This is a genomic window from Comamonas suwonensis (genome assembly GCF_012844455.2).
GTDB lineage: Bacteria > Pseudomonadota > Gammaproteobacteria > Burkholderiales > Burkholderiaceae_C > Comamonas > Comamonas suwonensis.
Genome location: NZ_JABBCQ020000007.1, coordinates 1 through 24,794 on the forward strand (window position 1 = coordinate 1; position 24,794 = coordinate 24,794).

The window sequence follows — 24,794 nt, forward strand, 5'->3', positions numbered from 1 at the left end:
ATAAATCAGTATTCTTGATATTGCTTGCGCAGTAGTGGACAAAGAGAAGGAATCAGGCATGCAGCTGCAGGATATGTTGTATTCACAGGGCTTTGGCATTCGTCGTGTGTGCTCCGGTTTGGTGCAGCAGGGCTGGGTGGAGCTGTGGAACACCGAGACCGAGTCTTGGGATGTGGTGCTTGACTCCACTTTGGACATTGATCCTGAGGGGATGAGCTTCAAGGTCCAGGGCGTGGAATGGGCCTACCATGCTTTGGGCTATGTGCTGCTGCACAAGCCAGCTGGAACGGAATGCTCGCAAAAGCCTTCGGCGCACCCCAGCATCTATAGCTTGCTGCCACCACCTTTGCGCTTGCGGCCCAATAAGGGGGCTGTGCAGGGCGTGCAAGCCGTGGGCCGCCTGGATCAGGATACAACGGGTTTGTTGCTGCTCAGCGATGACGGTCAGTTCATTCACCGCATGTCTTCGCCCAAAAAGCATGTGTCCAAGGTCTATCGCGTGACTTGCAAGCACCCTGTGGATGCCAAGCAGGTGCAGAACCTGCTGGATGGTGTGGTGCTGGATGATGACTCCAAGCCTGTGAAGGCTGCAGCATGCGAGCTGATTGATACCCATGTACTGGATTTGACGCTGACTGAAGGCAAGTATCACCAGGTCAAGCGCATGCTGGCTGCCGTGGCCAACCGCGTGGAAGGTCTGCACCGCTGGCGGATTGGTGGACTGGTGTTGCCGGCAGATCTTGCGCCAGGCCAGTGGCGCTGGTTGACTGCGGATGAGCTGGAATTGCTCAAGCCCGGCAACTAAATACACAATGCAAAAAAGCCTGCTGGTCGCGTCAGCAGGCTTTTTTGTTTGAAGAGCAGGCTTAGCGTTGCAGCACAGATGCAGGAGCAGAAACCTGCTGCATCCTGCCTGAGCTGCGTAGAGCTGTGGCGGGCAGGAACTCGATGCCGATTCGGTGCACCAATTCTTCGTAGCTGATGGGCTGGGTTACGCGGGCGGCATCGTCATTGGCTTGCCAGTGGGCCCAGGCACGTTGGCTCTGGGCGTCGTAGACCAGCTTGTACAAAAAGCTGGGGACTCGCACCTGATTGCTGCCGACGGTGCTCGTCTCCGCTGCGAATACGGGGCCGGTGATGACGTAGACATCGCCAGCCGCACGCTGCGCGTAGCTGCGTGTGTCCTTCTCAATGCGAGCCCAGGGGCCGCCGTTTTGTTTGCTGGACTGAGGCACCATATTGGCCAGTGAAAAGCTCTGGGCCATGGCCTGTGCAGTGGGCATGTCACCGGCAGGTGCCATGTGGCCGCGTGAGTAGCCGGAGCGCTTGTAGTCGTTCAGCTCGGCCCTTTCGTCGCGGGGCAGGCGGGCGTCGCTGAAGAACTTGTTGGTGCGCTTTTCGTCTGCGTCGTCCACCAGTGCCTTGTTCAAGCGCTGGGCGACAAAGACGGGAGTCTTGCTCTGGCCGCTGTGCAGAATGGCAAATGCGTCATAGCAAAGTGCACGCAGTTTGGGCTGATCGCTGAGGACTGGAGGCTTGCCACCTGCAAAGAACTGGGGGCACTGGCTAAACCCCTGAGTGCTGCGCGTGGGGTTGGAGACTTGCAGCTGACCCGTTGGAGCGGTGGGCGACGACGGCAGCGGCATTTTGGCCGTGCAGGCCATGCTGCTTACGGATAGCAGGGCCAAGGCGGCATAGCGTGCAAGGTGTTGGCCTGAAGTGACGGGGATGGCGTGAGCAGACCGTGAAAAAGCGAGTGACATTCGAGAGCAAAGACGGGGGAAGGCTCGTGAACCGAGCAGAAAAAGCATGCCGCAAAGGCGAGGATGAGCTATTGAAAAGATAGCTGCTTGCGTATGCATAGAAGCTATTTGAGGCCTGAAGTTCCATCAAAGGCTTGAATCACAAGCGCTGGCAGCTCTTATTTTAAATAACTGAAAGATGTGGAAGTTTGTCTCTTGCTCATGATTTCAGAGCTGAGTGCGCTCGAGTTGTAAGCGCTAGATAGCTTTTAGCCTTGTATGGGAGTGCCAGGTGTCCCGTACATGAACAGCACTTGCAACGCTCCCTGCGTCTGCAAGTACAAGCTGGCGAGCGCCTGATCTTTATCGGGCGACAGAATGTATTTGCCCTGAGCGTTCATGGCATAGGGCTGACCCAGCAACTCAGCCATGTCTATCTGGTAGTAGCTGCGATTGCCATAGGGTCGCTTGCCGTCGATATAGGGCATGGGCCACAGCGGCTGGTTCGGGTCTTCGTCGCTCAACAGGTCTTCAATGCTGTCGCTGCTGACCTCGCGCCATTGGGCCGCATTGAGCAGCGATTGATGCGCGGGCAGAAACTGAAATAGCTGGTTTGCGAGGAGGCGCTGCCTGGGCTGTGCAAAACCAGAAGGTAATGAATAGTTGCCCGCAGGCAGCATGGCTGAGGCGACAAATTCAGGAATGAGCAAACAGACTTCGGCCAGCAGACGGGTGGCCCGCGTGCGGTCTGTGGTTTGCAGAATGTGAAGGGCAATGCTCAAGGCAGAGTCAGCTTCGGTGCTGGTATTGACGTTGGCGCTGGAATGCCATAGCGGCTCTACAGGATCAATGCCCGGTGCGCCCGATTCTTCGGGAACCCAGTTCACGCGCAACTGGCGTATCAGCAGCAGGTGTTGTGCTGTGAAAGCCGGTAGGGCGTTGGCCGAGAAGACGGAGCGAATGATGTCGTGTCTATCTTCCGCTGCCGCATCTTTGCGCAGCCACCACCAACCGAGGGACGATGCAGTCAACGCTCCGGCCAGTGAGATCAGTTGTCTGCGGATCATGGCTGCTGCGGCTGGGTTTTAGTCGTCAATCGATGCGCTCCAGCGATCACCCCAGCCGCTGCTACGGTGGTCTTTGCTGACGCGGTCAATCTCGCGTCGGTCGCGTTTCGTGGGGCGGCCCGCATGCAGCGCCGCCAGCGCGTCTGCGGGTTCTGGTGCCAGGCGGCGCTGTTCGGCCAGTTGCTCGCGCTGGGCCAGGCTCTGCGGCGTTTCTTCATACAGCAGCTGGGCCACTGGGGCCGGGCCGCGCATATTGCTCAGACTGCGCACGATGACTTCTTTGGGAATGCTGCCCTGGCGCAGGTCGATGGTGTCGCCGGGGCGTATTTCACGCGAGGCCTTGGCATTGGCCTTGTTGACGGTGACGCGGCCCTTGCCAATTTCCTCAACAGCCAGGCTGCGTGTCTTGTAGAACCGCGCGCACCACAGCCATTTGTCCAGACGCATGGATTGAATTTCACTCATGCAGATATTTTGCGGCGAGTCTGGGCCAAGATTCAAGACAGTTGTGTATCAAGGCGCTGAGCATTTTCAGTGTGCAGCGGCAGTTGTACCAGTGCACGCAGTCCACTCACCTGGCCCCGCACATCATGCAGATTGCGCAACTCGATCTTGCCGCCCAAGGTTTGAACAATCTCCTGGCAGATCGCCAGACCCAGACCCGATCCGCTGCGCGCATTGCCCGCAGAAAACGGCTGGAACAGGCGCTGGGCCAGTTCGTCATCAATGCCGCTACCGCTGTCTTCGATACTGAGTACGGCCATGCCGCCTTGCTGACGCACATCGACTTGCAGTCTCCCACCTCTCGGCGTGTGGCGCAGCGCGTTGTGCAGCAGATTGCGGGTCAGCTCGCGCACCATCCATTCATGGGCGGGCACGTGGCAGGGCTGGGTTTCAATGCCAAAGTCCATATCCAGATCGGCAATCAGCGGTGACAGCTCCAGCGCCACATCGCGCACGATGTCGTCTAGCTGGGCCAGCATGGTGCTGGGCTGGCTGCTGTCTTCCTGACGCAGCTGCTCGACCTTGGCCAGTGCCAGCATCTGGTTGGCGACGCGGGTGGCGCGGTCTACGGTGTCGTCTATTTCTGCAAAGGCCTGGGCCGGTGGGATATCGCCGCGCTTGGCGGATTGGACCTGCACCTTGAGCACGGCCAGCGGCGTGCGCAACTGGTGCGATGCATCGCGCACAAAGCGCTTTTGATTGCTGAGCAGGCGCTGCAGGCGCCGCATGGTCTGATTGGTAGCGTCCAGCAGCGGTTGTATTTCACGCGGGGCTTCGGGGGCGTCGAGAGGGCTCAGGTCGCCCTGGGCGCGCTCCTGCAAATCTTCGCTGAGCTGGCGGATGGGCTGGGTTGCGCGCTGCACCACGATGATGACGATGAGGGCCACGACCAGTACCAGCAAGGCCTGGCGAATCAGCGTGTCTCGCAGAATCTGCAGGGCCAGAGACTGGCGCAGCTCCAGCGTTTCAGCCACTTGAATGACCGCCATGCCGCGGCCGTTGGCGCTGGCGACAGGTTGCAGCAGTACGGCAACGCGCACGGGGTGGCCGCGGAACTCATCGTCATAAAAATCCACCAGCGCGGCATAGGGCGGGCGCGGCGGAATCTTGCCATGCCACATGGGCAGCTCGCTAAAGCCCGAGACCATTGCTCCATCGAGGGTAGAGACGCGGTAGTACATGCGGCTCTGGTTATCGGCTTCAAAAATCTCCAGAGCCGAGTAGGGCACCATGGCGCGCAGATGGGCCTTTTCGTCGTAGCCTTCGACGCCAATTTGTTCGCTGATACTCTTGGCCGAGGCCAGCAGCGTTCTGTCATACGCTGTGTGTAGCGATGACAGAGTTTGCTGATAAAGGCTCCAGGCGTTCAGCGCAATGAGCAGCAGCACGGGCAGCAAAATACCCGTAAGCAGCAGGCGCCGCAGTGACCAGGCCGCCCGGCGCCGTCCACTGGCTGGAGCTGTGCTGGCGGTCATGCACTGACCTCGACCTTGATGAGATAGCCGAGGCCGCGCAACGTGACCAGTTGCACGCCTGTGCCGCTGAGTTTTTTGCGCAGGCGATAAGCCACGACTTCTACGGCTTCGTACTGAACATCGACTTCACCGGGGAAGACGAGGCTGAAAAGGCGCTCCTTGGTCACGGCGTGGCCGGGGCGGGCCAGAAGCGCGTGCATCATGGAAAGTTCACGGGGCGTCAGCTCCAACACAGCATCGTTTAAGTAGATGGCACCGCTTTCTTTTTCATAGCGCAGAGCGCCCAGCATGATTGTCTCAGGAGCCGATTTTGGGGTGAAGCTGTCTTGGCTGCGGCGCAGCAGCGCGCGCAGGCGTGCTTCTAGCTCATCCAGGTCAAAAGGTTTGGCCAGATAGTCGTCGGCACCGGCATTCAGACCCATCACGCGGTCGCCCACCGTGCCGCGTGCTGTGAGTATCAGCACAGGGGTGCGCAGGCCCTGCGCGCGGGCGCGCTCCAGCACCTGCAGGCCGTCGAGGCCGGGTAGGCTCAGGTCCAGCACCACGGCATCGGGTTCACGGGTCAGCCAGTGGGCCAGGGCACTGGGGCCGTCGGCTGCCACCTCGACATGCAGGCCTCGGCGCATGAGGGTGCGCTGCAGCGTGGTGCGCATGGCGGAATCATCTTCAACAAGCAGTAATTGCATGGGGCAGAACATAGCACTGCGCCAAGAACTCGCGGCCCACTCGTGAAACTACCGATGCCGCTTAAGGGAATGCCCTAGGCGTTTGGACAGCTGTTTGACAGGCAGGCTCTTCATCATTCGTTCACCAAATACATAAGGAGCTCACCATGCGTCGTGATACGTTTCTGAAGTCTCTGGCAGCCCTTGCGGCAGCTGGTGCTTTGCCTCTGTCGGCACAGGCTGCGACAGCCATCAAGATGATGCTGCCCGCCAACCCCGGCGGTGGCTGGGACACGACAGGCCGTGCTCTGGGCAAGGCTTTGCAGGACGCGGGTGTGGCTTCTTCCGTCACCTATGACAACAAGGGCGGCGCTGCGGGCGCGATTGGTCTGGCCCAGTTTGTCAACGGTAGCAAGGGTGATCCCAACGCCATGATGGTGATGGGTGCCGTGATGCTGGGTGGCATCATCACCGGCAAGCCACCGGTGAATCTGACTCAGGCAACGCCTCTGGCCCGCCTGACCAGCGAATACAACGTGTTCGTGCTGCCTGCCAACTCGCCTTACAAGAACATGGCCGAAGTGGTGGCCCAGCTCAAGAAGGACCCCGGCTCGATCAAGTGGGGCGGTGGTTCGCGTGGATCGACCGAGCACATCGCTGCGGCCATGATTGCCCGCGAAGTGGGCGTGGACCCCTCCAAGATTAACTACGTGGCATTCCGTGGGGGCGGTGAGGCGATCTCCGCCATTCTGGGCGGCAACGTGACTGTGGGCGGCAGTGGCTTCAGCGAGTTTGCTGAATACATCACTACCGGCAAGATGAAGCCCATTGGCGTGACCTCGGCTCAGCGTCTCAAAGGCGCTGCATCCAGCATCCCCACGCTCAAGGAGCAGGGCATCAACGTGGAAATTGGCAACTGGCGCGGTGTGTATGGCGCTCCCGGCATTTCTGCGGCTCAGCGTACCGAGCTGATTGCTCAGATCGAAAAAGCCACCAAGAGCAAGGCCTGGGCCGAAGCGCTGCAAAAGAACGACTGGACACCAGCATGGCTGGGCGGTGATGCCTTCGCCAAGTTTGTGGACGACGAGTTCGCCAGCCTGCGCGCCACCATGGCCAAGTCTGGAATGATCTGATGATGGCTGGGACGCTTTGCATTCGTCAGAGCTGCCCACTGTCTGTTTTCTACCTCTTGCCACAGGGCGCGAACGCAGCATTCTTGCTGACCGGTTTTTCTTCTTCGCGACCCTGAGTTTTCCCCTCGCAAATGTTCAATGGTCTTGCCGCAAATGCAAGGCTGGGGCGTTTGCACCCCGGTGATTGGTGTTGGAGTGGTGGTTCAAGACAAAAAGTCCCAGATCCGCCGCTTTGACGAATGACCAAGCCTTTGAACATCAAGTCTTCATACATCATGTCTGATTCTTACCAAGATCTAGCCAAGGCCGCAGAGGCCGCGCAGGTTTCGGCCTACGCAGACCCCAACGAGCCGCAAAGCCCGAATGTCCCGTCCAAGGTGGCGCAAACCATCGTGGGCGGTGGCGTGCTTCTGGTTGCCATTGGCCTGGCCGTTGGCGCGCTGCAAATCCCTGGGGATGCAGGCTACGGCGGCGTAGGCCCCAACTTTTTGCCTTGGGTGTGCGCGGCTGTGCTGGGCATTTGTGGTGCCTTGCTGATCTGGGAAGCACAGACCGGTGGCTTTCGCCATGCAGCCGACCCCGGCGGTGGTGCCAAGGCGGACATTGGTGCCTTTGTCTGGGTCTCTGCAGGCCTGCTGATCAATGCTGCGCTGATCAGCACGCTTGGCTTCATCTTCAGCTGCACCATTTGCTACGTTCTGGCCGTGCAAGGCCTGCGCCGCGCAGCCCATGAAAAGAATGTTTCTGCACCCAGCACCTGGGTGAAGGATCTGATCACCGGCCTGCTGATCTCTGCACCCGTGTTCTGGATGTTTACCCAATTCCTGGCCATCAATCTGCCGGGCCTGACTCAGACGGGGTGGCTGTAATGGATATTTTTAACGCATTAATGGCCGGCTTTGCCACGGCCATCACACCTGTCAATCTGCTGTGGGCGCTGGTCGGTTGCGCGCTGGGTACTGCTGTGGGCGTGCTGCCCGGCATCGGCCCTGCGGTGGCGGTGGCGATGTTGCTGCCCATCACAGCCAAGGTGGATGTGACGGCTTCGATGATTTTTTTCTCGGGCATCTACTACGGCGCCATGTACGGTGGCTCGACCACCTCCATCTTGCTGAATACGCCCGGTGAAACCGCGTCCATGGTTACGGCCATGGAAGGCAACAAAATGGCCAAGAGCGGGAGAGCCGGTGCGGCGCTGGCAACGGCGGCGATTGGCTCCTTTTTTGCCGGTACTTTTGCCACGGTTGTGGTGACGCTGTTTGCCCCGTTTGTGGCTGACTTTGCCGTCAAGCTGGGCCCGCCTGAATACTTCATGCTGATGGTTCTGGCTTTCACCACCGTGAGTGCGGTGCTGGGTCAAAGCTCGCTGCGCGGCATGACGGCGCTGTTTGTCGGTCTGGCTGCTGGCTGTATTGGCATGGACCAAATCTCTGGCGCGGCCCGGTACACCGGCGGCAAGATGGAGCTGCTGGACGGTATCGACATCGTGCTGGTGGCCGTGGGCCTGTTTGCCGTGGCTGAAGTGCTGTATGCCGCCATCTACGAAGGCAAGGTTGAAGAATCGCAGAACAAGCTGACCCGCGTGCACATGACCAAGCGCGACTGGAAGCGTTCTGTTCCTGCCTGGATTCGCGGCACCGTCATCGGTACACCGTTTGGCTGTATTCCTGCCGGTGGCACCGAGATCCCTACCTTCCTGAGCTACGCCACCGAAAAGAAGCTGGCCAAGGGCGAAGACAAGGCCGAGTTCGGCAAGCAAGGCGCTATTGAAGGTGTGGCCGGCCCTGAAGCCGCCAACAACGCCACGGTGACGGCTGCGCTGATTCCTCTGCTGACTCTGGGCATTCCTACCAGCAACACCACCGCGGTGCTGCTGGGTGCATTCCAGAACTACGGCATCAACCCCGGCCCGCAACTGTTCACGACCTCGGCCGCTCTGGTCTGGGCGCTGATTGCATCGCTGTACATCGGCAACGTGATGCTGCTGGTGCTGAACCTGCCCATGGTCGGTCTGTGGGTCAAGCTGCTGAAGATTCCGCGTCCTCAGCTGTACGCCGGTATCTTGATCTTCGCCACGGTGGGTGCTTACGGCATGCGCCAGAGCGCATTCGATCTGTTCCTGCTCTACGGAATTGGCGTGCTGGGCGTGATCATGCGTCGCTTTGATTTCCCCACAGCCCCAGTCGTGGTTGGCATGATCCTGGGCCCTCTGGCCGAAGCGCAGATGCGTAACGCCGTGTCGATTGGCGAAGGCAGCTGGTGGATCTTCCTGCAGCGCCCCATGTCGCTGACGCTGATCATCATTGTGCTGTCGGTGCTGATTGTTCCCCGTGTGCTCAAGCGCATGTCGGACGCTAAACAGGCGAGAGAGGCTGCCGCCGCCTGATCGTATTTCCTAGCCTGCTGCGGGTACTTCACGCATGGAGCCCGTTGCATTCACATCCCCTGTTCATGCCATTGAACAGGGGATTTTTTTATGAGCGAATGAAAGCCTAGCGTAATTGCTGCAGAAGCTAGGGATAGCCCTTGGTGATGCCGGTTCTGTTTGTTTTTATAGTTATGAGAAATATCTAATTGAGACCTGAACAGGCTGCACTCATGAACCATCAAGACCTGATCGCCATTGACTTTCACACCCATGCCGAAGTCAGCTGCCGCAACCCTTTTGACAGCTATGGAGAGGAATACGACCGAGCTGCCGACAAGTACTTCGGCAGCGCGCTGCGTCCCACCATTGCTGAGACCATTGCCTACTACCGCGAGCGCAAGATCGGCCTGGTGATGTTCACGGTGGACAGCGAGGCGCAGCTGGGTCGCCGCCGCATCCCCAACGAAGAAATTGCCGATGCCGCGCGTGAGAACAGCGACATGATGGTGGCGTTCGCCAGCATCGACCCGCACAAGGGCAAGATGGGGGCGCGCGAGGCCGAGCGCCTGATCACCGAATGCGGCGTCAAGGGCTTCAAGTTCCATCCCACGGTGCAGGGCTTCCATCCCTACGACCGCATGGCCTGGCCCATCTACGAGGTCATCAACCACTACAAGCTGCCCGCCATCTTTCACACAGGGCATAGCGGCATTGGCAGTGGCATGAAGTGTGGCGGTGGCCTGCGTCTTGCTTACAGCAATCCCATGCTGCTGGACGACGTGGCCGTGGACTTCGGCGATATGCAGATCGTCATGGCCCACCCCAGCTTTCCATGGCAGGACGAGGCAATTTCGGTAGCGCTGCACAAGCCCAATGTCTGGATCGACCTCTCGGGCTGGAGTCCCAAGTACTTTCCCAAGCAGCTGGTCCAGTACGCGAATACCTTGCTCAAGGATCGTGTGCTGTTCGGTAGTGACTTCCCGCTGATCACGCCAGAGCGCTGGATGAAGGACTTCGAGGTCGCAGGCTTCAAGCCCGAAGTCATGCCCGGTATTCTCAAAGACAATGCCGTGCGCCTGCTGGAGCTGGACAAGAAGCGCGATTGAGGCAAACCTTTTCCTCCTGAGGACGTTCGAGGCCCGCTAGCATCAGAGCCAAACCCTGGGCAGGGTTCAGGAGTGGCAGTCATGGGCTTTGTGGTGGACTTGATTCGGGAATACGGCTTAGGTATCGTCTTTCTCAATGTGCTGATTGAGCAGATGGGCGCGCCCATTCCGGCTTATCCGGTGCTGGTAGTGACCGGCGCGCTGGAGGGCACCAGCATGGCACGGCTGGGCTTGCTGACGCTGATTGCCGTGGTTGCAGCCCTGATTGCGGATGTGCTCTGGTATCGCGCTGGCAAGGCTTATGGTCACAAGGTGCTGGGGCAGATCTGCCGTATCTCGCTCTCGCCCGATGCTTGTATTCGCCAGACGGAATCTGTGTACGGCCGCTGGGGGGCCAAGTCTTTGCTGGTCGCTAAATTTGTACCCGGCTTTGCCTCGATTGCCAGTGCGCTGGCCGGGGTGGTGGGGACGCCGTTTCGTACCTTTTTGCTGTTTGACACCTTGGGGGCGCTGATCTGGGTGGGATCGGCCGTGTTTCTTGGTTCGCTGTTCAGTACCACAGTGGAGGATTTGCTGGATGTGCTGACGGCGTTGGGCAAGTGGGGGCTGCTGCTTTTGACGGTGGCTTTTGCCGTCTTTCTGGCCCGCAAATGGCTGCAGCGCCAGCGCGTGGTGCGCTCGCTCAAGATGCCGCGCATCTCGGTGGGGGAGCTGGCCGATTTGCATGCACAGGGAATCTGCCCCACGCTGATTGATGTGCGCGAGCCCATGCTGTTTGAAATGGGCCATATCCCCGGTGCGCATTCCTGGATGGCGGGTGGCAAAAAAGGCAAGGCGGCTTATGAAAATTTGCTGCCCAGCGATCAGCATCGCCACGGTGTGGTGGTGTATTGCGACTGCCCCAATGAAATTTCAGCCGCCACCGTGGCCAAGCGCTTGCAGCGCGCAGGCTTTAGCAATGTGCGCCCGCTGGAGGGGGGCCTGTCTGCCTGGGAAGCGGCTGGGCAACTGGTTGAAGGCGTTCCAGACACGGTAGTTACTGCCCGCGTGGGTTAATTACGTGGCACAAAAAAGCCCTGTCATGTGCTTGCATGACAGGGCTTTCTTGATGAGCGTGCTTGGCAGCTGCTTTACTTGCCGGCAGGCATGGAGCAGTGGCCGCCCTGCGCAGCTTGGCCGGAGCCGGCTGCAATCAGTGGCGCTTCAAAGCGCAGGTCAATGGCAGGGGAGCGATGGACATCCCAGGCCAGAAAGACGACGAGCACCGTCCAGAAGGCTGCGCGCAAGGTAGTTTGTGAAGTCATGGTGTATTCCTTGCTCAGAAGCCGAAATGGCGGCGGATGCGCAGGCCAAAGATGGTGCCTGCAAACGCCAGCGGCACCCAGATCCAGCCGTGGATGGAGCCGGTGGAGATCCCTGACAGCATGGCGCCGACATTGCAGCCAAAGGCCAGGCGAGAGCTGTAGCCCAGCACCAGCCCTGCGACCAGTGCCACGATCCATTGCGTGCCAGTTAGCGCCTTGGCGGCGGCGGGCTTGCCCGCTGCAATCCACAGTGCACCGCCCAGAATGCCGATATTGGTGATGCTGGTCACATCCAGCAGCACGGTTTCATGCAGGCGCGCCGCGTTGCCGGGCTGGCTCCAGAACCAGTTGCTGGCCAGATCGATTGCACCCGTGGCATTGGCCACCTTGGCGGCCCAGAGGCCAAAGCCATAGACCACGCCCCAGGGCTGGCCGGCAATGATGAGGTTGAGCGTAGCCAGCACGGCCAGCAGCACGGCACCCACCAGCCACTTGCGCACCAGCAGGGGCTTGGCAGGGCGGTTAAGAGTCGCATTGGCCTTTTTGACGTACAGTGCCACGCCTGCTGCCACCACGGCCAGTGCGGCCAGCGTGGCGATCAGCGCCGGAGCCCAGCCCCATTCGGTGACCAGACCCACGGGCGCGGTATTACCCAGGTCCAGCCACCAGCCCAGGTGCAGGCTGCCCGCAAAGCTGCCAATGGCAAACAGCGGCAAGATGGCTGTGTTCATGGGGATGCCCATGCCCGCCTTGTACAGCGTGCCGCTGCCGCAGCCGTCGGCAATCTGCATGCACAGCCCAAAGACAAAAGCACCCACCAGCAGACTGATGCTGGGTGGGCCAAGTGCGGCAGTCAGTTCAGGGAAATGGCCGAGCAGGGGCATGGCGAGGGCTGCGGCCAGGGCCAGCAGCAAGAGCTGGCCAAAGATGCCGCTGCCGTCTTTTTCCTCAACCAGCATGCGCCAGCCGGTGGTAAAGCCAAAGCGCTTGCCTGCCAGCACGGCGCCCAGACCAATGCCCACGGCAAACAATGCTGCCTGACGCACCGAGACGGACCACAGCAGCCAGCCAAAGAAAATGGCCAGCAGGGCCGTAATGGGAAGTCGTTTCATTATTGGTATTGATTTGATAGCTGCCAGCGCCTGAGGCATAAGCGCTAGAGCCTGTTTTTATTTAAATGTCTTGTCCCACCACTTTTGCGCGTCGTAGGCGAGCGATTGGGCGCGTCCCGGCTGATTGGCCATGCGCGGTGCATCCTTGGATTGCGTCCAGTCCACCATGGAGCCTGCATACAGCTTCACATTGGGCAGGCCGGCCATTTCAGACAGGCCGAACCAGTCGGTCGCCGCCCAGTGGCCGGTATTGCAGAAAGCCACCATGTCCTGGCCTTGCTGGCGCTGGATCTTGTTGGCGATGTCTTTGGCCTTGGTGGCGTCCACAAACTGCGATGTGCCGGGCACAAACCACTGGTTGAAATCCAGCTGCTGAGCGCCGGGCAAAGTGCCAGACAGTTTGGCGGCTGGCGCGCGCGTCTTTCCCTGATAGAAGGCATCGGGGCGCGAATCCACCAGCGCGGCGTTGGACAGGTCTACATGCTTGCCCACATCTTGCTGAGTTGCCAGCCAGTTGGCGTCAAAACTGGGGGCGTAGTTGCTGGGAGGGATCTGCAGGATGGTCTTGCCCACGGGCTTGCCTGCTGCTTCCCATGCCTTCATACCGCCATTGACGATGGACAGATCTTTCAGGCCAAGGCTCTTGAGCGTCCAGTACACGCGGGCAGTGGCACCGAAGTCCGTGGCGTCGGCACCGCTGGAGATCACTACGGCATGCGTGGCGGGCGTCAGGCCCAGTGATTGCACCAGCGCGACCAGTTTGGATTGATCCGGTAATTCCCCGGGATTGGTCGCAGGGCCGCGCCACTTGCCATAGGGGGCGTTGAGGGCCTGGGCAATGTGCCCGGTCTGGAACGCCTTGGGGTCGCGGATGTCAATCAGACGGACATCGGCTTGCTGCAGCAGAGGCTGCAACAGTTCAGGGGTGAGCAAAGGCTGGGCGGCAACAGCCCAGCTGCTGGCACCCAGACCCAAGCTCAGGCCCAGCACATGGGTAGTAATGGAGTGTTTCATGGCAGAAGTCGGCGAAGCCGAGTCGTCAGCGGGCGTGGCTACGCCCAAGACCTCTATTGTCCGGTCTTGGGTCAAGAAGGCCAACGATGAAAAACTTGTCTGCTTATGGCCTGGGGTCATGAACAGCCGCAAGGCTGATAGAACTCCTGAAATCCATGGAAATAATGGCTGTAACGCTTTATGGGTAAGCGCATGCAGCTATCAAATTCGAATCGCAATCAGGGCTCATGCGCCGGAAACAGCTCGCGCACGGCACGCCGGATACCGCCATAGCCCGTGCAGCGACAAAGGTTTCCGCACAGCAGGGCTTCGGCTTCTGCGGTGGTGGGGGGCGGCTGCTGCTGGTGCAGCCAGCTCATGCTCATCACCATGCCTGCGGTGCAGTAGCCGCATTGCACGCCGCCGCAGCGCGCGAGCGCATCGCGTACCGGCTGGGTGGCGCTGTCCTGCGCCAGCGACTCTATGGTGCGCACGGCCTGGCCCTGGATTTGATAGGCCATGAGCAGGCAGGCATTCACGGGCTCGCCATTGAGCCAGACCATGCAGGCGCCGCAGCGGCCCACTTCGCAGCCAGGCTTGGCGCCGGTCAGCAGCCAATGCTCGCGCAGCAATGTCAGCAATCGGGTGTCGGGGCTGCAGGAGGTGCTGACCCATTGGCCGTTGAGTTCGAGCTTTAGTTCCAGCATGGAGTGTTCTCGCGGCATGCTGGCGCTGTCAGCTATCTCGGTGGAAATGGAGGCTTGTGGGGTCAGGGGCGTCATGGCACAGCAGAATCTGGATGCGACTCCAGCGCTGCAATCACACGCTCTGGGGTCATGGGAATGTGGGTGACAGGGCGTTGCAGCGCTATCGCCAGCGCATTGGCCACTGCTGGCAGGGCAAAGTTCACGCTGATCTCTCCTGCACCGCGCGGACCTATGGGGTCGTCGGCGGCCAGATTTTCAATGGCCAGCACCTGCATGCGCGGAGCATCTGCCATGGTGGGGATCAGGTAGCCGTCGAGGTTGCGGGCGGTGTAATGACCATCCACGCAGGGCAGGTTTTCTTGCGTACACATGGCCAGGCCCATGACGGCACCACCTTCCATCTGTCCCAGATAGCCTTGTGCGGACGCCACAGGCCCCAGTGCTGTGCACATCACAAGGTCTTGCACGCGCATGGCACCTGTCCAGGTGTCCACCCGTACCTGGGCAATGGCTGCGCAGGCACCAAAGACAAAATGCGTGTCGTGGGCATTGTCTTTGGGGTCTTCCGCTTGCAGGTGGATGGCAAGCCGGGGACGCTTGTCGCCCATGTGCTGGGCCAGATCTGCATAGTTCAGCCACAGCCCTTCGGGGCCTTCAATGCCCTGCTTTCCACAGCAAAAAATGGTGTCTGCACCCGGGTGGAGCAGGGCTGCTGCCGCCAGCAATTGCGCTTGCCATGCGGGCCGGAGATCCTGCAGCACACGCCAGACCAGAGTGGTCGCACGGGAGGCCGCGACGGGCCCCGAGTCTGGGGTGCAGCTGGTGTCTCCCAGCACAGGCCTGACGATGGTGCTATCGCAACCCAGAAGCTCTGCGCACAGGCCTTGTATGGTTCCGACCAGGTTTTGTCCCAGCTCGGTAAAGCCGCAGCGCAACTCGATAGCGCCGTCCTCGGCCAGTGTCAGTTCCATGCGGCAATCACTGGGGCCGCCTTTGCCAAAGCCATCGCTGCGGTGGATTAGCGTCAAGCCCACGCCATGCAGATAGCGCCCATCGTCGCTGCGCCAGCGGTGCGGGCCTTGCCATAGCGGTTGCTGGCGGGCTACTTCCAGCGCGCGCTGTGCGCCCTCGAATGGCACGATCCACTGGCCCAGCGGGCCGGGGGCATCAGAGGGCGCGAGGTTGATGGCGCGGAAGACATCGGGAGCCAGGCCTGCACATGCGGCCAGACGATCTATCTGCTGCTCCAGCGCAAACTGCACCTGCACCGCCCCAAAACCGCGAAATGCGCCAGCAATACCGTTGTTGGTATAGGCCAGTCTGGCACTGATATCGAGTGCCTGATATTGATAGGGGCCGGGAGCATGCTCCAGCGCTGCGTCCAGCACTTCTGGGCCATGGGTGGCATAAGCACCGGTGTCCGCCAGAATTTCAACCCGATGAAAAGTGAGCTTGCCTTGCGCATCGCAGCCAGTGCTCATGCGTATCTGCATGGGGTGGCGCTTGACGCCCATATCCACTGACTGAGGGCGGCTCAGGTGCAGGCGCACGGGGCGTTGTGCCTTCCAGGCCAGCAAGGCGGCAATGGGTTGAACCGTGAGCTCGTCCTTGCCGCCGTAAGAGCCGCCCACGGGCGTGCCTAAGGCCTGTACTTTGTCGTGCAGGCCCAGCATGTCTGCAATTACCTGCTTTTCACGCGCAGGGTTATGGCTGCCAAAAAACAGGCGTAAGCCTCCTGCGCCATCAGGTTCGGCCACGCCGCCTTCGGTTTCCAGAAAGGCGTGCATCTGGCGCGGTGTGACATAGCAGTCCTGCACCGAGTGCACGGTGGCGGCTTGTGCCGCGTGCGGGTCGCCTTGCTGATGTGCAGCGGCGTGCAGCAGGTTGCCGCTGGCATGTATTTGATGATCGGCGGGTAGCGTCGGTTGCAGCGCCACATCTGCATGGCTCACCACTGGCAGTACGTCGTACTTCACCTGAATCAAGGCGAGTGCCGCGCGCGCGACCTCGATGTTGACGGCCGCCACGGCGGCAATGGGGTCGCCCACATGGCGGACCTTGTCAATACACAGCACGGGGCGATCCACCTTGCGCAGACCGTAGTGCTTGGTGCCCGGAATATCGGCATGGGTGACAACCGCATGCACGCCGGGCAGGGCGCAGGCCGCATCGACGTTGATGTGCAGAAGGCGGGCGTGGGGATGGGGGCTGCCCAGAATGGCCCCGATCAACTGGCCTTTTTGCACGCGGTCGGTCAAAAAGCCCGGATTGCCCGTGAGCTTGGCGGCTGCATCTGGCCGAACCTGCAGGTTTTCGGTGCCCAGGTCCCGGATCAGGTGAGGGGTCATGTTCATCAGCGGCTAGTTCATCATCAACAGGTTGCAATGACCGGCGATCAAGCGGCTGGCCATCAACGACAGATCGGTGGGCAGGGTTTGCAGGCAGGCAGAGCGTATCTGGGTCAGCGTGGGGGCTGTGTCATGGGGTGTGGCCAGCAGCGCTTCAGCGGCGAGCAGTCGGTGCACTGGCAGACCTGGCGCTGCGGCGGTGATGCGGTCGATGCTGCAACCTTTGTCCGGGCGGCTCCAGCGCAATGCCATGCGCAAGCGGGCGGGGGAGAACGCGGCACGGTAGCCCACTTTTTCAAACACCATGGGCTGGCGGGCATCGGCTGAAGGGATTGGCAGCCAGAAGGCCACCATCAAAGGGCACACTGGGTGCAGAAGCACATCAGCCAGTGTGTGACGACTGCCGTCTGCCAACTCTACCAGCGCATCCATGGCCAGCAGAACCGGACAGCAATCGCCCTCCCTCCAGCCGATATTGCCACCCAAGGTGCCCAGCCGGCGCACGCCCATGGCTCCCAGTTCTGCGATGGCTTGCACGAGCAGCGGTGCGTGCTCTGCAAGCAGGGCGTGGGTCCGGGCCGTCTCCAGTCGCACGCCTGCACCTATGCGCACATGACCGTCTTGTCGGTGGATTTGCTGAGTGTGCGGCCAGTGCTGGATGTTGATGAACTGCGTCTGGACCGGTGCAGCGCGTGACTCGCCCCCGCTCTGCTGCAGCAAGGTGCCGCCCGCAATAAAGCAGGCGTTGGCACCAAGTCGGTCTGCCAAGGCCTGCGCGGCCTGTGGAGATGATGGGTGGCTAAGCAGCATGGTGTTGCGCAGCACGCATACCGTCAGAGTTGTGCCCAAAAGGCTTGCTGCTGGGCGGCGATTTCGGCTTCCATTTCAGGGACGGGGCCAATCAGCTCCACGGCTTTCTGGCAGTGATCGAAGACATAGCGCGACGGCACGCTCATGGTGGGATTTTCACCATGACTGCCCGTGCATTCCAGCAGGCGGTGTTCGGTCATGCCGAATACGATTCGCCCGATATTGGCCCAGTAGGCGGTGCCGGCGCACATGCAGCAGGGTTCCACATTGGTGTAGAGCGTGCAGCTCCAGAGAAAATCGGGCGTGTAATTGGTGGCCGCCATGCGCGCCAAGGTCGACTCGGCGTGGTTGACGGTGTCGATATTGCACTGCTCCATCAACACGGTCTCCTGGTCGGGTCCCACCAGTACAGCGCCAAAGGGATGGTGACCCATTTGCGTGGCGCGCTCTGCCACGGCCTGTGCGCGGCGCAGGTTGCGCTGGATTTGTACGGGTGTCGGCGTCAGGCCTTGGGTGGGAAAATTTTTGGTATCGGGCATTGAAAAATCTCTTTGATATCGGTGTGCGAGCGGCCACGAATTGCGGGACTTGGTACAGCCGCCCACAGCTTGTGTCACGCCGCAGTGCTTTGGCTCCAGGGAAAGAGGCGCTTGTGCAGTTGCTGAACGATGGCGTAGAGAGTGAGGCTGCACAACACCAGCAAACCCAGGGCCGCAAAAGCCACGGGCACCTTGAACGACGAGGTGGCAAACAAGATCAGATAACCCAGCCCCTTCTCTGCCGCCACAAATTCCGCCACCACAGCGCCCACGATGGCCAGAGTGATGGATACCTTCAAGGCGGAACACACATAAGGCACGGCAAACGGCATGCGAATTTGCCAGTACTGACGGCTGGTCGTGGCGCGCAAGGAGCGTGACAGTTCGACCAGCTCAGCGGGAACCGATGCCAGCCCCAGCGCGGTGGAGACCACCAGGGGGAAAAAGGCAATCAACGTGGTGATGACGACGCGGGGCAGCATGCCGGCACCCAGTGTGACGACGATGATGGGGGCCACGGCCACGATGGGCGTGGACTGAATCACCACCAGCCACGGCATGATGATGCGTGACAGAACTTGCGAGCGAGTAATGGCAATGGCCAGTGGAATGGCCAGCGCAATGGCTACCGCATAGCCCACCAGTGCAACTTCAAGCGTGGCCATCGCATGCTCCAGCCAGCGGGTGGCGCCCAGCTCTGCCGCTGCACTCCAGATCACGCTGGGGGCCGGAAAAATGTATTCGGGCACCTGTGCAAAGCGACAGGTGAACTCCCAGATCAGCAGGACGATGAGGAAAACCAGCAGGGATGCGTGGCGTTGAATCAGGGCTGGTATTGCTGGCATTGGGGGCCTCTGGAGCTTTTTTAGGCGTGTGCGGGATGTTTGCTGAAGACCTTGACGCGAATTTCGTTGGCCATTTCGTGGAACACGGGGTCGGCCAGCGTGGCCAGGCTGCGCGGGCGTGGCAGGGGAACATCGATGATGTCGGCGACGCGGCCGGGGCGGGCGCTCATGACCACGATGCGGTCGGACAGAAGCAGAGCCTCCTGAATGGAGTGGGTGACGAACACCACGGTTTTGGGTCGTTCATTCCAGATGCGCAGCAGCTCAAAACTCATCTCGTCGCGAGTCAGGGCATCGAGAGCGGAAAAGGGTTCGTCCATCAGCAAAATGTCGGGGTCATGCAGCAGTGAGCGTGCAATCGACACGCGTTGCTGCATGCCGCCAGAAAGTTCGTGTGGCTGCTTGTGCCCAAAGTCCTTGAGGCCGACCATGTCCAGCAACTGCTTGGCGCGGGCTTCTTCTTTCATCTCGACATGGCCGTACTTGTGGCGCATGGGGAAGGTGATGTTGTCCAGTACGCTGAGCCAGGGCAGCAGCGTGGGCTTTTGGAAAACCATGCCGATCTCGTCACGCGGCTCGGTGACTGGCAGATCGAAAATGCGCACCTCGCCTTGTGAGGGTTTGATCAGGCCGGCAATCAGCCTGAGGATGGTGGATTTTCCACAGCCCGAGGGGCCGATCAGCGACACAAACTCATGGCGGCGCAAATGCAGATCCACACCCTGCAAGGCCGTGACAGGGCTGCCATCGCTGGAGACAAAGGTCTGGGTGACCGCGTTCAAATCGATTACGTGTTGCATGGCAGGCAGAAGGCTTGATAGGGAAACGGGGCGGGTGGGCGGTGACGGTGTGCCACCGCCTTGGTGCCTTACTTGGTCAGAAAGCTGCGGTCTATCAGCGACTCAGGGTCTACCTTCTTGAGGTCATAGCTCATGGACTGGGCCACCCAGCCCCAGGTGGTGGCCAGCAGCTTTGCGTCGAACTTACCCAGACCATCGCGCTGGCTGATCTCGTTCTTGAGCAGTGGAATCGATGCCTCGAACTCGGCCTTGATCACGGCGACATCGGCTTCAGGCACCTGCGCTTTCAGCGACTCGGCCGCTTTTTGTGGGTTCTGGATGGAGAACTCCAACGCCTTGCTCAGAGCACGCACATAGCGCTTGAGTACTTCGGGACGTTCCTTGATGAGTTTGTCGTTTGCCATGACGGACCAGCCGTAGCCATCCAGCCCAAATTGAGACCAAGGGAGCACGGCCAGATCCTTGTTGGCTTGTTTGAGCACGGCACCAAAGGCGGGGGCGACGGTCACCCAGTTGATGGTGGCGTCGACCCGGCCCTGGGCCAGCATGGGGGCGAGGGTGGCGGGGTCGGACTTGATGACCTTGATCTTGGAGGCATCCACACCATTCTTTTGCAGCACGATGGGCCACAGGGCGTTGGACGAAGAGAAGGTGGGCATGGCCACGGTCTTGCCTTCCATGTCCTTGAGGCTTTTGATCTTGCTGTCGGCACGCGTGAAGAGCGCATCGGGCTGCTTGGAGTACAGCGACATCACGGCCTTGACCGGAATCTTGCCTTCGGCGGCGGCCATCATCAGCGCCGAGATACCGCCAAAGCCCACGTCGGCCGAGCCCGAGGCGACTTTGGTCACCGCATCGGCTGAACCCCGGCCGGGAATAATCTTGACCTCCAGTCCTTCTTCTTTGAAAAAGCCTTGTTGCACACCGGCGTACACAAAGGACTTGTCGCCACCGGGCAGCCAGTCGAGTTGCACGGTGAGTTTGTCAGCGGCTTGGGCCGCGCCGCCAAAAGCCATGAGGAGCGCGGCAAACACAGAAAGCTTGGACGGAGAAGGGGAATGGCGGGTCATGGGGGTTTCCTGAACGGGCGACGGTGAAAGGTTGGTGAAGCGGTTGAGGTGGCTAATTGCTATGCATTAATGAGCGGTATGCTCATGTTCATCAATGGCTTGGCGGTTATTTCATTCAAAACGGGCAGCAAGGCATCCGTCAGCGCCTGCGGACAGGCCAGCTGCGGCACATGACCGCAGTCCAGGCGGATGCACCGAGCACCAGGCGAGAGCTGCTGCATGCGTTGCTGCAGCGGGTGGATCACGGACTGGTCCTGCAGGCACTCCACATAAATCCGCGGCACCTTGCCAAAGCGGTCTGCGCTGAGCTGGTTGACCATGGCTCGTCCTGTCTCTGGCTGCGGACACAGGCGGCTTGCGGCTTTGAGGGCTGCGGTTGCATGACAATCCTGCAAGAACAGTGCCAGTGCCGCATCCATGGGTACGCTGCTGTGGCTGCGTTCTTCGTTCCAGATCAGGTGTGGGCCAATGCCTGCGATGGATTGGGGTGACAGCTCGCTGTCTGCCGCTTGGGCCTGGGTCAGCAGATCGCTATAGCGCATGCCGCTGGGCAGCATCATTCCGGCCAGATAGACCAGTGCGCTGACGCGTTGCGGAACGGCTTGCGCCACTTGCGATGCCGTAATGCCGCCGCCGCTGTGGCCCACCACGACGGCGGGGCCGTCCAGCGATTCGAGAATGCGCTGGACATGCGCGGTGTAGCCGTCCAGGTGGGCATGGCGTTCGCCATCGGTGGATGCATCGTTGCCAGGCAGGTTGACGGCCGTCACATTCCAGCCTTTGGCCTGCAGCAGTGGCGTCCAGGCAGAGAAGGCCCAGCTGCCCTGCCATGCACCGTGAATCAAAACCATGTGTCGGGTGGGTTTCATGGCGGCCTCCTTCACCCGTAGGTGCGGCGGTAGCACTCGATCTGGTGCTGCTCTACCGTCACGGGGAGGTACTTGGCTTGTTCACCTTCATCAAGGCAGGTGGGAATGCACTCCACACGATGCATCGGGTTGCCGGTGAAAAAGAAGGGGATGGAATACCGCTCGCGACCCGAAACATTGATGACGCGGTGCAGCGTGGAGACATAGCGGTCATTGGTCCAGCGTGCAAACAAATCGCCAATGTTGACGATGAAGGCACCGGGTACGGGCGGTGCATCAATCCAGCTGGCGCTGGTTTTGTCCCAGACCTGAAGGCCACCCGCATCGTCTTGCACTAGCAAAGTGATACCCCCAAAGTCCGTGTGTTCCCCGCAGCCTTTTTCACCGGGTTCGGGGCAGGCGGGCTGCGGAGGGTAGTGCAGCAGGCGCAGCGTGGCGGCCGCCTCTTTGAGATAACCGTCAAAGTGGCTGCCGGGCAAACCCAGAGACAGCGCCAGACCCTGCACGATGGCCGATCCCAGGCGGTACGCGGCCTGGTAGTAGCTCTGCATCACGCCTCTAAACTCGGGCAGCACGACAGGCCACTGGTTGGGGCCGGTGTTAAAGCGCTTGGCGCGTACGCGCGGGTCATTCGCAGAGACCTCGACACCGATGTAGTAGCTTTCCTTGAGGTCGGGTGGTGCGCCGCTTTCCAGCGTCTGTGCGCGCAAGGGTTCATAACCGCGATTGCAGACCGAGAGTTTTTTGTCGACAGCCAGCTTCTCCGCCATGGGCAGGTCAAAGAAGGTCTGGCTGGCGGCAAACACGCTGGCAATGAGTTCAGGATCAATGCCGTGACCGGTGATGTAGAAAAAGCCGTGTTGCACACACGCTTTGCGCAATTGCTCAGCCACCAGATGCTGGGCCACGGGATCATGGCCGCGCAGACCGGTGATATCAATCAGGGGGAGGGCAGAAGTGCTCACAGAATGGTTCCAGATCGGATGACTTGGTACCCAGTTTAGGAAGCCAAGTGCCCGCTGGATAGCGCAGCTTTTGCGGCAGGGCGATCTAAAAAAGAGAGCATCGCCTCTGCATAAAAAAAGCGCTGCACGACATTGGTGCATTGATGCACTTCAATGCGCACAACGCCGATTCAAAGGGTGTTTGCGGAAGCAGGAAGTGAGGCTTATCCGCTGACGCGTTCGCTGTCCTGCGCGCAAGCGGACCAGCCGCGCAAAACCATGCTTTCATCGTTCTCGCGGGTTTCAATGGCGTCGGCTGCGATGCGGTTAAAGGCATCCAGTGCGGAAGGCAGTGTGCGACCCGCGCGCACGTATAGCCCCAGCTCTGAATACAGCGTGGTGGGCGTATCGAGCGGCACATGGACCAAGCGACCTTCACGCAGCTCGCGTTCCAACCCGAGGCGGCTCTGAAAGAAGATGCCTACGCCGCGCTCCACCAGACTTTTGGCCAGCTCGATGGAGGAGGTTTCCAGTAAAACCTGCAATGCACGTTTGTGGTGCGACAACAGGGGCTGTAGCAGTCCGTACATGGACAGCTCGGGCGTTGGCAGAATCAAAGGAAACGTCGCGCACAGGGCAAAGTCCACGCGCTGCAGTTGGGCAATAGGGTGCTTGGGGGGCACGATGGCGCCCAAGGCAAAGCGGCCCACGGTGCATTGGCGCAAGTGGTCGTGGCGTTGGATGGAAAAGCCGATGCCGACATCCGCATCCCCTTGAATCACGGCCTGTGCGGCCTGATCCGAGCCGCAGGTGCGCACATGAATCTGAATGGTGGGATAGCGCCGATGCATCTGCGTCAGTACGGCGGGCATCAGGTCTGCATTCAGTCCTTCGACGGCCGCCACATGCACGGATCCACGGCGCACCCCGCGCAGCAGCTCCAGCTCGGTGGACAGACGGTGCTCATCTTGCAGCACGGTAATCACATGGCGCGAGAACACTTCGCCAGCGGCGGTGAGGCGCAGACCCGTGCTCAGGCGTTCAAACAAAGGGCTGCCGATTTCATCTTCGAGCAGCAGCAACTGGCGGTTCACTGCAGAAGACGCCACATGCAGATGACGTGCCGCCTCGCGGATGGAGCTGCAGCGGCGAATCATGTCAAAGTAACGAATGGAGCGGGCATGAATGTGCATGCCCATGGCTGGCAGCACATGGCGTGCCAGTTCGTCATTCCCTTGCGCGTGGGGACTGTTTACTGGGTGGCACCCAGATCTTTGGCGCGTTGCAGGCGGGTTTTGAGGGTGGCGTCGTCCTCGCGCTGCGTGGGCCAGCCCTGCATGTGCTGCTGGGCAATATTGCTCAATGCCGTCAGCCACGGCGCGCTGTCGTTCAGGCAGCCTATGTATTCAAACTGCTTGCCGCCTGCGTGCAAAAAGGCTTCGCGCGCTTCCTGGCTGATTTCTTCCAGTGTTTCAAGGCAGTCGCTGGTGAATCCGGGGCAGACTACATCCACGCGCTGGGTTCCGGCCTGTGCCAGAGCTATCAGCGATGGCTCGGTATAGGGCTCCAGCCACTTGGCCTTGCCAAATCGGGACTGGAAGGTGACCAGGTACTGCTCTTTGGCAAGACCCAGTCTCTCGGCCAGCAGCCGTGCCGTCTTGTGGGATTCGCAGTGATAGGGGTCGCCCAGGTGCAGGGTGCGCTCGGGGACGCCGTGAAAGCTCATCACCAGCTTTTCCCCACGACCATGGCCGCGCCAGTGTGCTTCGATGCGCTGGGCCAGTGCGTCAATATAGCCCGCATCATCGTGGTAGCGGTTCACAAAGCGCAGCTCAGGAATGTGGCGCTGGGTCTTAGCCCAGTCATACACGGCATCAAACACACTGGCCGTGGTTGTGCCCGAGTACTGGGGGTACAGCGGCAAAATCAGAATGCGCGTGCAGCCTTCTTTTTTGAGAGCATCCAGTTGCGCTTCGATGGACGGCTTGCCATAGCGCATGGCGGGCAGCACCTGTACGTTGTGGCCGCGCTCGCCCAGCCAGCCTCGCAGCAGCGTGGCCTGGCGCGTGGTCCAGTGCAGCAGCGGGGAGCCGTCTTTTTCATGCCAGACCGTGGCGTACTTGGCGGCAGATTTGGCCGGGCGTGTGCGCAAGATGATGCCGTGCAGAATCGGCCACCAGACGAGCTTGGGGATCTCGACGACTCGGTCATCGCTCAGAAATTGGGCCAGATAAGGGCGCACGGCTGCGGCCGTCGGGGCATCGGGTGTGCCTAGATTGCACAGCAGAATGCCGGTGCGGGCTGATTGATCGTGGCGGAAGCTGGGTTCGGGCGCAAAGCGTGAAGGCATGGCGCAATTGTGTCAGCTAAGAAGCGAGTGCGGCAGCTCTGCG

The 24,794-nt window shown here is 60.5% G+C and carries 25 protein-coding genes; 6 read left to right on the forward strand and 19 right to left on the reverse strand.

Going from position 1 to position 24,794, the window contains the following annotated elements; all coding sequences use genetic code 11:
• Window positions 1–58: 58 nt before the first annotated feature.
• The gene (locus HF327_RS09290; RefSeq protein WP_169107958.1) at window positions 59–805 is read left to right on the forward strand and encodes a 16S rRNA pseudouridine(516) synthase; all 747 of its coding nucleotides are present in this window, start codon (window positions 59–61) and stop codon (window positions 803–805) included.
• 61 nt (window positions 806–866) lie between these two features.
• On the opposite strand, the gene HF327_RS09295 is transcribed toward HF327_RS09290, so the two are convergent.
• The 5 genes from HF327_RS09295 to HF327_RS09315 form a co-directional block, all read right to left on the reverse strand.
• The gene (locus HF327_RS09295; protein WP_407927034.1) at window positions 867–1,646 is read right to left on the reverse strand and encodes a DNA/RNA non-specific endonuclease; all 780 of its coding nucleotides are present in this window, start codon (window positions 1,644–1,646) and stop codon (window positions 867–869) included.
• Between the two features lie 365 nt (window positions 1,647–2,011).
• Window positions 2,012–2,809 carry a hypothetical protein gene (locus tag HF327_RS09300; protein ID WP_169107959.1) on the reverse strand — a complete coding sequence of 266 codons (798 nt, stop codon included), beginning with the start codon at window positions 2,807–2,809 and terminating at the stop codon, window positions 2,012–2,014.
• Between the two features lie 18 nt (window positions 2,810–2,827).
• Window positions 2,828–3,274, reverse strand: coding sequence for an RNA-binding S4 domain-containing protein (locus HF327_RS09305; RefSeq protein ID WP_169107960.1), 447 nt, complete (start codon window positions 3,272–3,274; stop codon window positions 2,828–2,830).
• Between the two features lie 32 nt (window positions 3,275–3,306).
• A complete protein-coding gene (locus HF327_RS09310) occupies window positions 3,307–4,788 on the reverse strand; it encodes a sensor histidine kinase (protein WP_169107961.1) in 1,482 nt (493 codons plus the stop codon).
• On the reverse strand, window positions 4,785–5,486 hold the full coding sequence (locus tag HF327_RS09315; protein ID WP_169107962.1) for a response regulator: 702 nt from the start codon (window positions 5,484–5,486) through the stop codon (window positions 4,785–4,787). The genes HF327_RS09310 and HF327_RS09315 overlap by 4 nt, the downstream gene beginning before the upstream one ends.
• Window positions 5,487–5,620: 134 nt before the next feature.
• Here HF327_RS09315 and HF327_RS09320 point away from each other — a divergent pair, with 134 nt between their 5' ends.
• The 5 genes from HF327_RS09320 (at window position 5,621) to HF327_RS09340 (ending at window position 11,116) form a co-directional block, all read left to right on the forward strand.
• Window positions 5,621–6,586 carry a Bug family tripartite tricarboxylate transporter substrate binding protein gene (locus HF327_RS09320; RefSeq protein WP_099737766.1) on the forward strand — a complete coding sequence of 322 codons (966 nt, stop codon included), beginning with the start codon at window positions 5,621–5,623 and terminating at the stop codon, window positions 6,584–6,586.
• A gap of 275 nt (window positions 6,587–6,861) precedes the next feature.
• Window positions 6,862–7,455, forward strand: coding sequence for a tripartite tricarboxylate transporter TctB family protein (locus tag HF327_RS09325; protein WP_169107963.1), 594 nt, complete (start codon window positions 6,862–6,864; stop codon window positions 7,453–7,455).
• Window positions 7,455–8,972, forward strand: a complete 1,518-nt coding sequence (locus tag HF327_RS09330; protein WP_169107964.1) for a tripartite tricarboxylate transporter permease — start codon at window positions 7,455–7,457, stop codon at window positions 8,970–8,972. Before HF327_RS09325 ends, HF327_RS09330 begins: the two co-directional genes overlap by 1 nt.
• Window positions 8,973–9,184: 212 nt before the next feature.
• Window positions 9,185–10,060 carry an amidohydrolase family protein gene (locus HF327_RS09335; protein WP_169107965.1) on the forward strand — a complete coding sequence of 292 codons (876 nt, stop codon included), beginning with the start codon at window positions 9,185–9,187 and terminating at the stop codon, window positions 10,058–10,060.
• Window positions 10,061–10,141: 81 nt separating this feature from the next.
• The gene (locus HF327_RS09340) at window positions 10,142–11,116 is read left to right on the forward strand and encodes a rhodanese-like domain-containing protein (protein WP_169107966.1); all 975 of its coding nucleotides are present in this window, start codon (window positions 10,142–10,144) and stop codon (window positions 11,114–11,116) included.
• 74 nt (window positions 11,117–11,190) lie between these two features.
• Here HF327_RS09340 and HF327_RS09345 read toward each other — a convergent pair whose 3' ends face one another.
• The 14 genes from HF327_RS09345 to hemH form a co-directional block, all read right to left on the reverse strand.
• A complete protein-coding gene (locus HF327_RS09345) occupies window positions 11,191–11,364 on the reverse strand; it encodes a hypothetical protein (RefSeq protein WP_169107967.1) in 174 nt (57 codons plus the stop codon).
• Window positions 11,365–11,378: 14 nt separating this feature from the next.
• On the reverse strand, window positions 11,379–12,476 hold the full coding sequence (locus HF327_RS09350) for a YeeE/YedE thiosulfate transporter family protein (RefSeq protein ID WP_169107968.1): 1,098 nt from the start codon (window positions 12,474–12,476) through the stop codon (window positions 11,379–11,381).
• A 57-nt stretch (window positions 12,477–12,533) separates the two neighbouring features.
• The gene (locus HF327_RS09355) at window positions 12,534–13,490 is read right to left on the reverse strand and encodes a sulfurtransferase (protein WP_169107969.1); all 957 of its coding nucleotides are present in this window, start codon (window positions 13,488–13,490) and stop codon (window positions 12,534–12,536) included.
• A 218-nt stretch (window positions 13,491–13,708) separates the two neighbouring features.
• Complete coding sequence (locus HF327_RS09360; protein ID WP_236024116.1) at window positions 13,709–14,251, reverse strand: (2Fe-2S)-binding protein; 543 nt, start codon at window positions 14,249–14,251, stop codon at window positions 13,709–13,711.
• Entirely contained in the window at window positions 14,248–16,530 is a 2,283-nt protein-coding gene (locus HF327_RS09365; protein ID WP_236024117.1) for a xanthine dehydrogenase family protein molybdopterin-binding subunit, read from the reverse strand. Before HF327_RS09365 ends, HF327_RS09360 begins: the two co-directional genes overlap by 4 nt.
• A gap of 6 nt (window positions 16,531–16,536) precedes the next feature.
• Window positions 16,537–17,373: an FAD binding domain-containing protein gene (locus tag HF327_RS09370; protein WP_236024118.1), complete on the reverse strand. Its 837-nt coding sequence runs from the start codon at window positions 17,371–17,373 to the stop codon at window positions 16,537–16,539.
• Window positions 17,358–17,873, reverse strand: a complete 516-nt coding sequence (locus tag HF327_RS09375; protein WP_169107970.1) for a nucleoside deaminase — start codon at window positions 17,871–17,873, stop codon at window positions 17,358–17,360. Before HF327_RS09375 ends, HF327_RS09370 begins: the two co-directional genes overlap by 16 nt.
• 74 nt (window positions 17,874–17,947) lie before the next feature.
• On the reverse strand, window positions 17,948–18,718 hold the full coding sequence (locus HF327_RS09380; RefSeq protein WP_206764388.1) for an ABC transporter permease: 771 nt from the start codon (window positions 18,716–18,718) through the stop codon (window positions 17,948–17,950).
• Window positions 18,719–18,738: 20 nt separating this feature from the next.
• Window positions 18,739–19,518 (reverse strand): ABC transporter ATP-binding protein, encoded by a 780-nt coding sequence (locus tag HF327_RS09385; RefSeq protein ID WP_169107971.1) that lies wholly within the window; start codon window positions 19,516–19,518, stop codon window positions 18,739–18,741.
• Window positions 19,519–19,586: 68 nt separating this feature from the next.
• Complete coding sequence (locus HF327_RS09390; RefSeq protein WP_169107972.1) at window positions 19,587–20,588, reverse strand: ABC transporter substrate-binding protein; 1,002 nt, start codon at window positions 20,586–20,588, stop codon at window positions 19,587–19,589.
• Window positions 20,589–20,647: 59 nt separating this feature from the next.
• On the reverse strand, window positions 20,648–21,457 hold the full coding sequence (locus HF327_RS09395; protein WP_169107973.1) for an alpha/beta fold hydrolase: 810 nt from the start codon (window positions 21,455–21,457) through the stop codon (window positions 20,648–20,650).
• An 11-nt stretch (window positions 21,458–21,468) separates the two neighbouring features.
• Window positions 21,469–22,422: an isopenicillin N synthase family dioxygenase gene (locus tag HF327_RS09400; RefSeq protein WP_169107974.1), complete on the reverse strand. Its 954-nt coding sequence runs from the start codon at window positions 22,420–22,422 to the stop codon at window positions 21,469–21,471.
• A 203-nt stretch (window positions 22,423–22,625) separates the two neighbouring features.
• The gene (locus tag HF327_RS09405; RefSeq protein WP_169108132.1) at window positions 22,626–23,594 is read right to left on the reverse strand and encodes a LysR family transcriptional regulator; all 969 of its coding nucleotides are present in this window, start codon (window positions 23,592–23,594) and stop codon (window positions 22,626–22,628) included.
• Window positions 23,595–23,653: 59 nt separating this feature from the next.
• Window positions 23,654–24,751 (reverse strand): ferrochelatase, encoded by a 1,098-nt coding sequence (gene hemH, locus HF327_RS09410; RefSeq protein ID WP_169107975.1) that lies wholly within the window; start codon window positions 24,749–24,751, stop codon window positions 23,654–23,656.
• Window positions 24,752–24,794 lie beyond the last annotated feature (43 nt).

Excerpts from the sequence above, each read along its gene's own strand:
- HF327_RS09395 (WP_169107973.1), bottom strand. The coding sequence starts at position 21,457 with ATGAAACCCACCCGACACATGGTTTTGATTCACGGTGCATGGCAGGGC.
- HF327_RS09290 (WP_169107958.1), top strand. The coding sequence starts at position 59 with ATGCAGCTGCAGGATATGTTGTATTCACAGGGCTTTGGCATTCGTCGT.
- HF327_RS09375 (WP_169107970.1), bottom strand. The coding sequence starts at position 17,873 with ATGCCCGATACCAAAAATTTTCCCACCCAAGGCCTGACGCCGACACCC.
- HF327_RS09325 (WP_169107963.1), top strand. The coding sequence starts at position 6,862 with ATGTCTGATTCTTACCAAGATCTAGCCAAGGCCGCAGAGGCCGCGCAG.
- HF327_RS09365 (WP_236024117.1), bottom strand. The coding sequence starts at position 16,530 with ATGAACATGACCCCTCACCTGATCCGGGACCTGGGCACCGAAAACCTG.
- HF327_RS09380 (WP_206764388.1), bottom strand. The coding sequence starts at position 18,718 with ATGCCAGCAATACCAGCCCTGATTCAACGCCACGCATCCCTGCTGGTT.
- HF327_RS09360 (WP_236024116.1), bottom strand. The coding sequence starts at position 14,251 with ATGACGCCCCTGACCCCACAAGCCTCCATTTCCACCGAGATAGCTGAC.
- HF327_RS09345 (WP_169107967.1), bottom strand. The coding sequence starts at position 11,364 with ATGACTTCACAAACTACCTTGCGCGCAGCCTTCTGGACGGTGCTCGTC.
- HF327_RS09390 (WP_169107972.1), bottom strand. The coding sequence starts at position 20,588 with ATGACCCGCCATTCCCCTTCTCCGTCCAAGCTTTCTGTGTTTGCCGCG.
- HF327_RS09320 (WP_099737766.1), top strand. The coding sequence starts at position 5,621 with ATGCGTCGTGATACGTTTCTGAAGTCTCTGGCAGCCCTTGCGGCAGCT.
- HF327_RS09315 (WP_169107962.1), bottom strand. The coding sequence starts at position 5,486 with ATGTTCTGCCCCATGCAATTACTGCTTGTTGAAGATGATTCCGCCATG.
- hemH (WP_169107975.1), bottom strand. The coding sequence starts at position 24,751 with ATGCCTTCACGCTTTGCGCCCGAACCCAGCTTCCGCCACGATCAATCA.
- HF327_RS09310 (WP_169107961.1), bottom strand. The coding sequence starts at position 4,788 with ATGACCGCCAGCACAGCTCCAGCCAGTGGACGGCGCCGGGCGGCCTGG.
- HF327_RS09340 (WP_169107966.1), top strand. The coding sequence starts at position 10,142 with ATGGGCTTTGTGGTGGACTTGATTCGGGAATACGGCTTAGGTATCGTC.
- HF327_RS09330 (WP_169107964.1), top strand. The coding sequence starts at position 7,455 with ATGGATATTTTTAACGCATTAATGGCCGGCTTTGCCACGGCCATCACA.
- HF327_RS09305 (WP_169107960.1), bottom strand. The coding sequence starts at position 3,274 with ATGAGTGAAATTCAATCCATGCGTCTGGACAAATGGCTGTGGTGCGCG.
- HF327_RS09350 (WP_169107968.1), bottom strand. The coding sequence starts at position 12,476 with ATGAAACGACTTCCCATTACGGCCCTGCTGGCCATTTTCTTTGGCTGG.
- HF327_RS09355 (WP_169107969.1), bottom strand. The coding sequence starts at position 13,490 with ATGAAACACTCCATTACTACCCATGTGCTGGGCCTGAGCTTGGGTCTG.
- HF327_RS09385 (WP_169107971.1), bottom strand. The coding sequence starts at position 19,518 with ATGCAACACGTAATCGATTTGAACGCGGTCACCCAGACCTTTGTCTCC.
- HF327_RS09300 (WP_169107959.1), bottom strand. The coding sequence starts at position 2,809 with ATGATCCGCAGACAACTGATCTCACTGGCCGGAGCGTTGACTGCATCG.
- HF327_RS09405 (WP_169108132.1), bottom strand. The coding sequence starts at position 23,594 with ATGCACATTCATGCCCGCTCCATTCGTTACTTTGACATGATTCGCCGC.
- HF327_RS09335 (WP_169107965.1), top strand. The coding sequence starts at position 9,185 with ATGAACCATCAAGACCTGATCGCCATTGACTTTCACACCCATGCCGAA.
- HF327_RS09295 (WP_407927034.1), bottom strand. The coding sequence starts at position 1,646 with ATGCCGCTGCCGTCGTCGCCCACCGCTCCAACGGGTCAGCTGCAAGTC.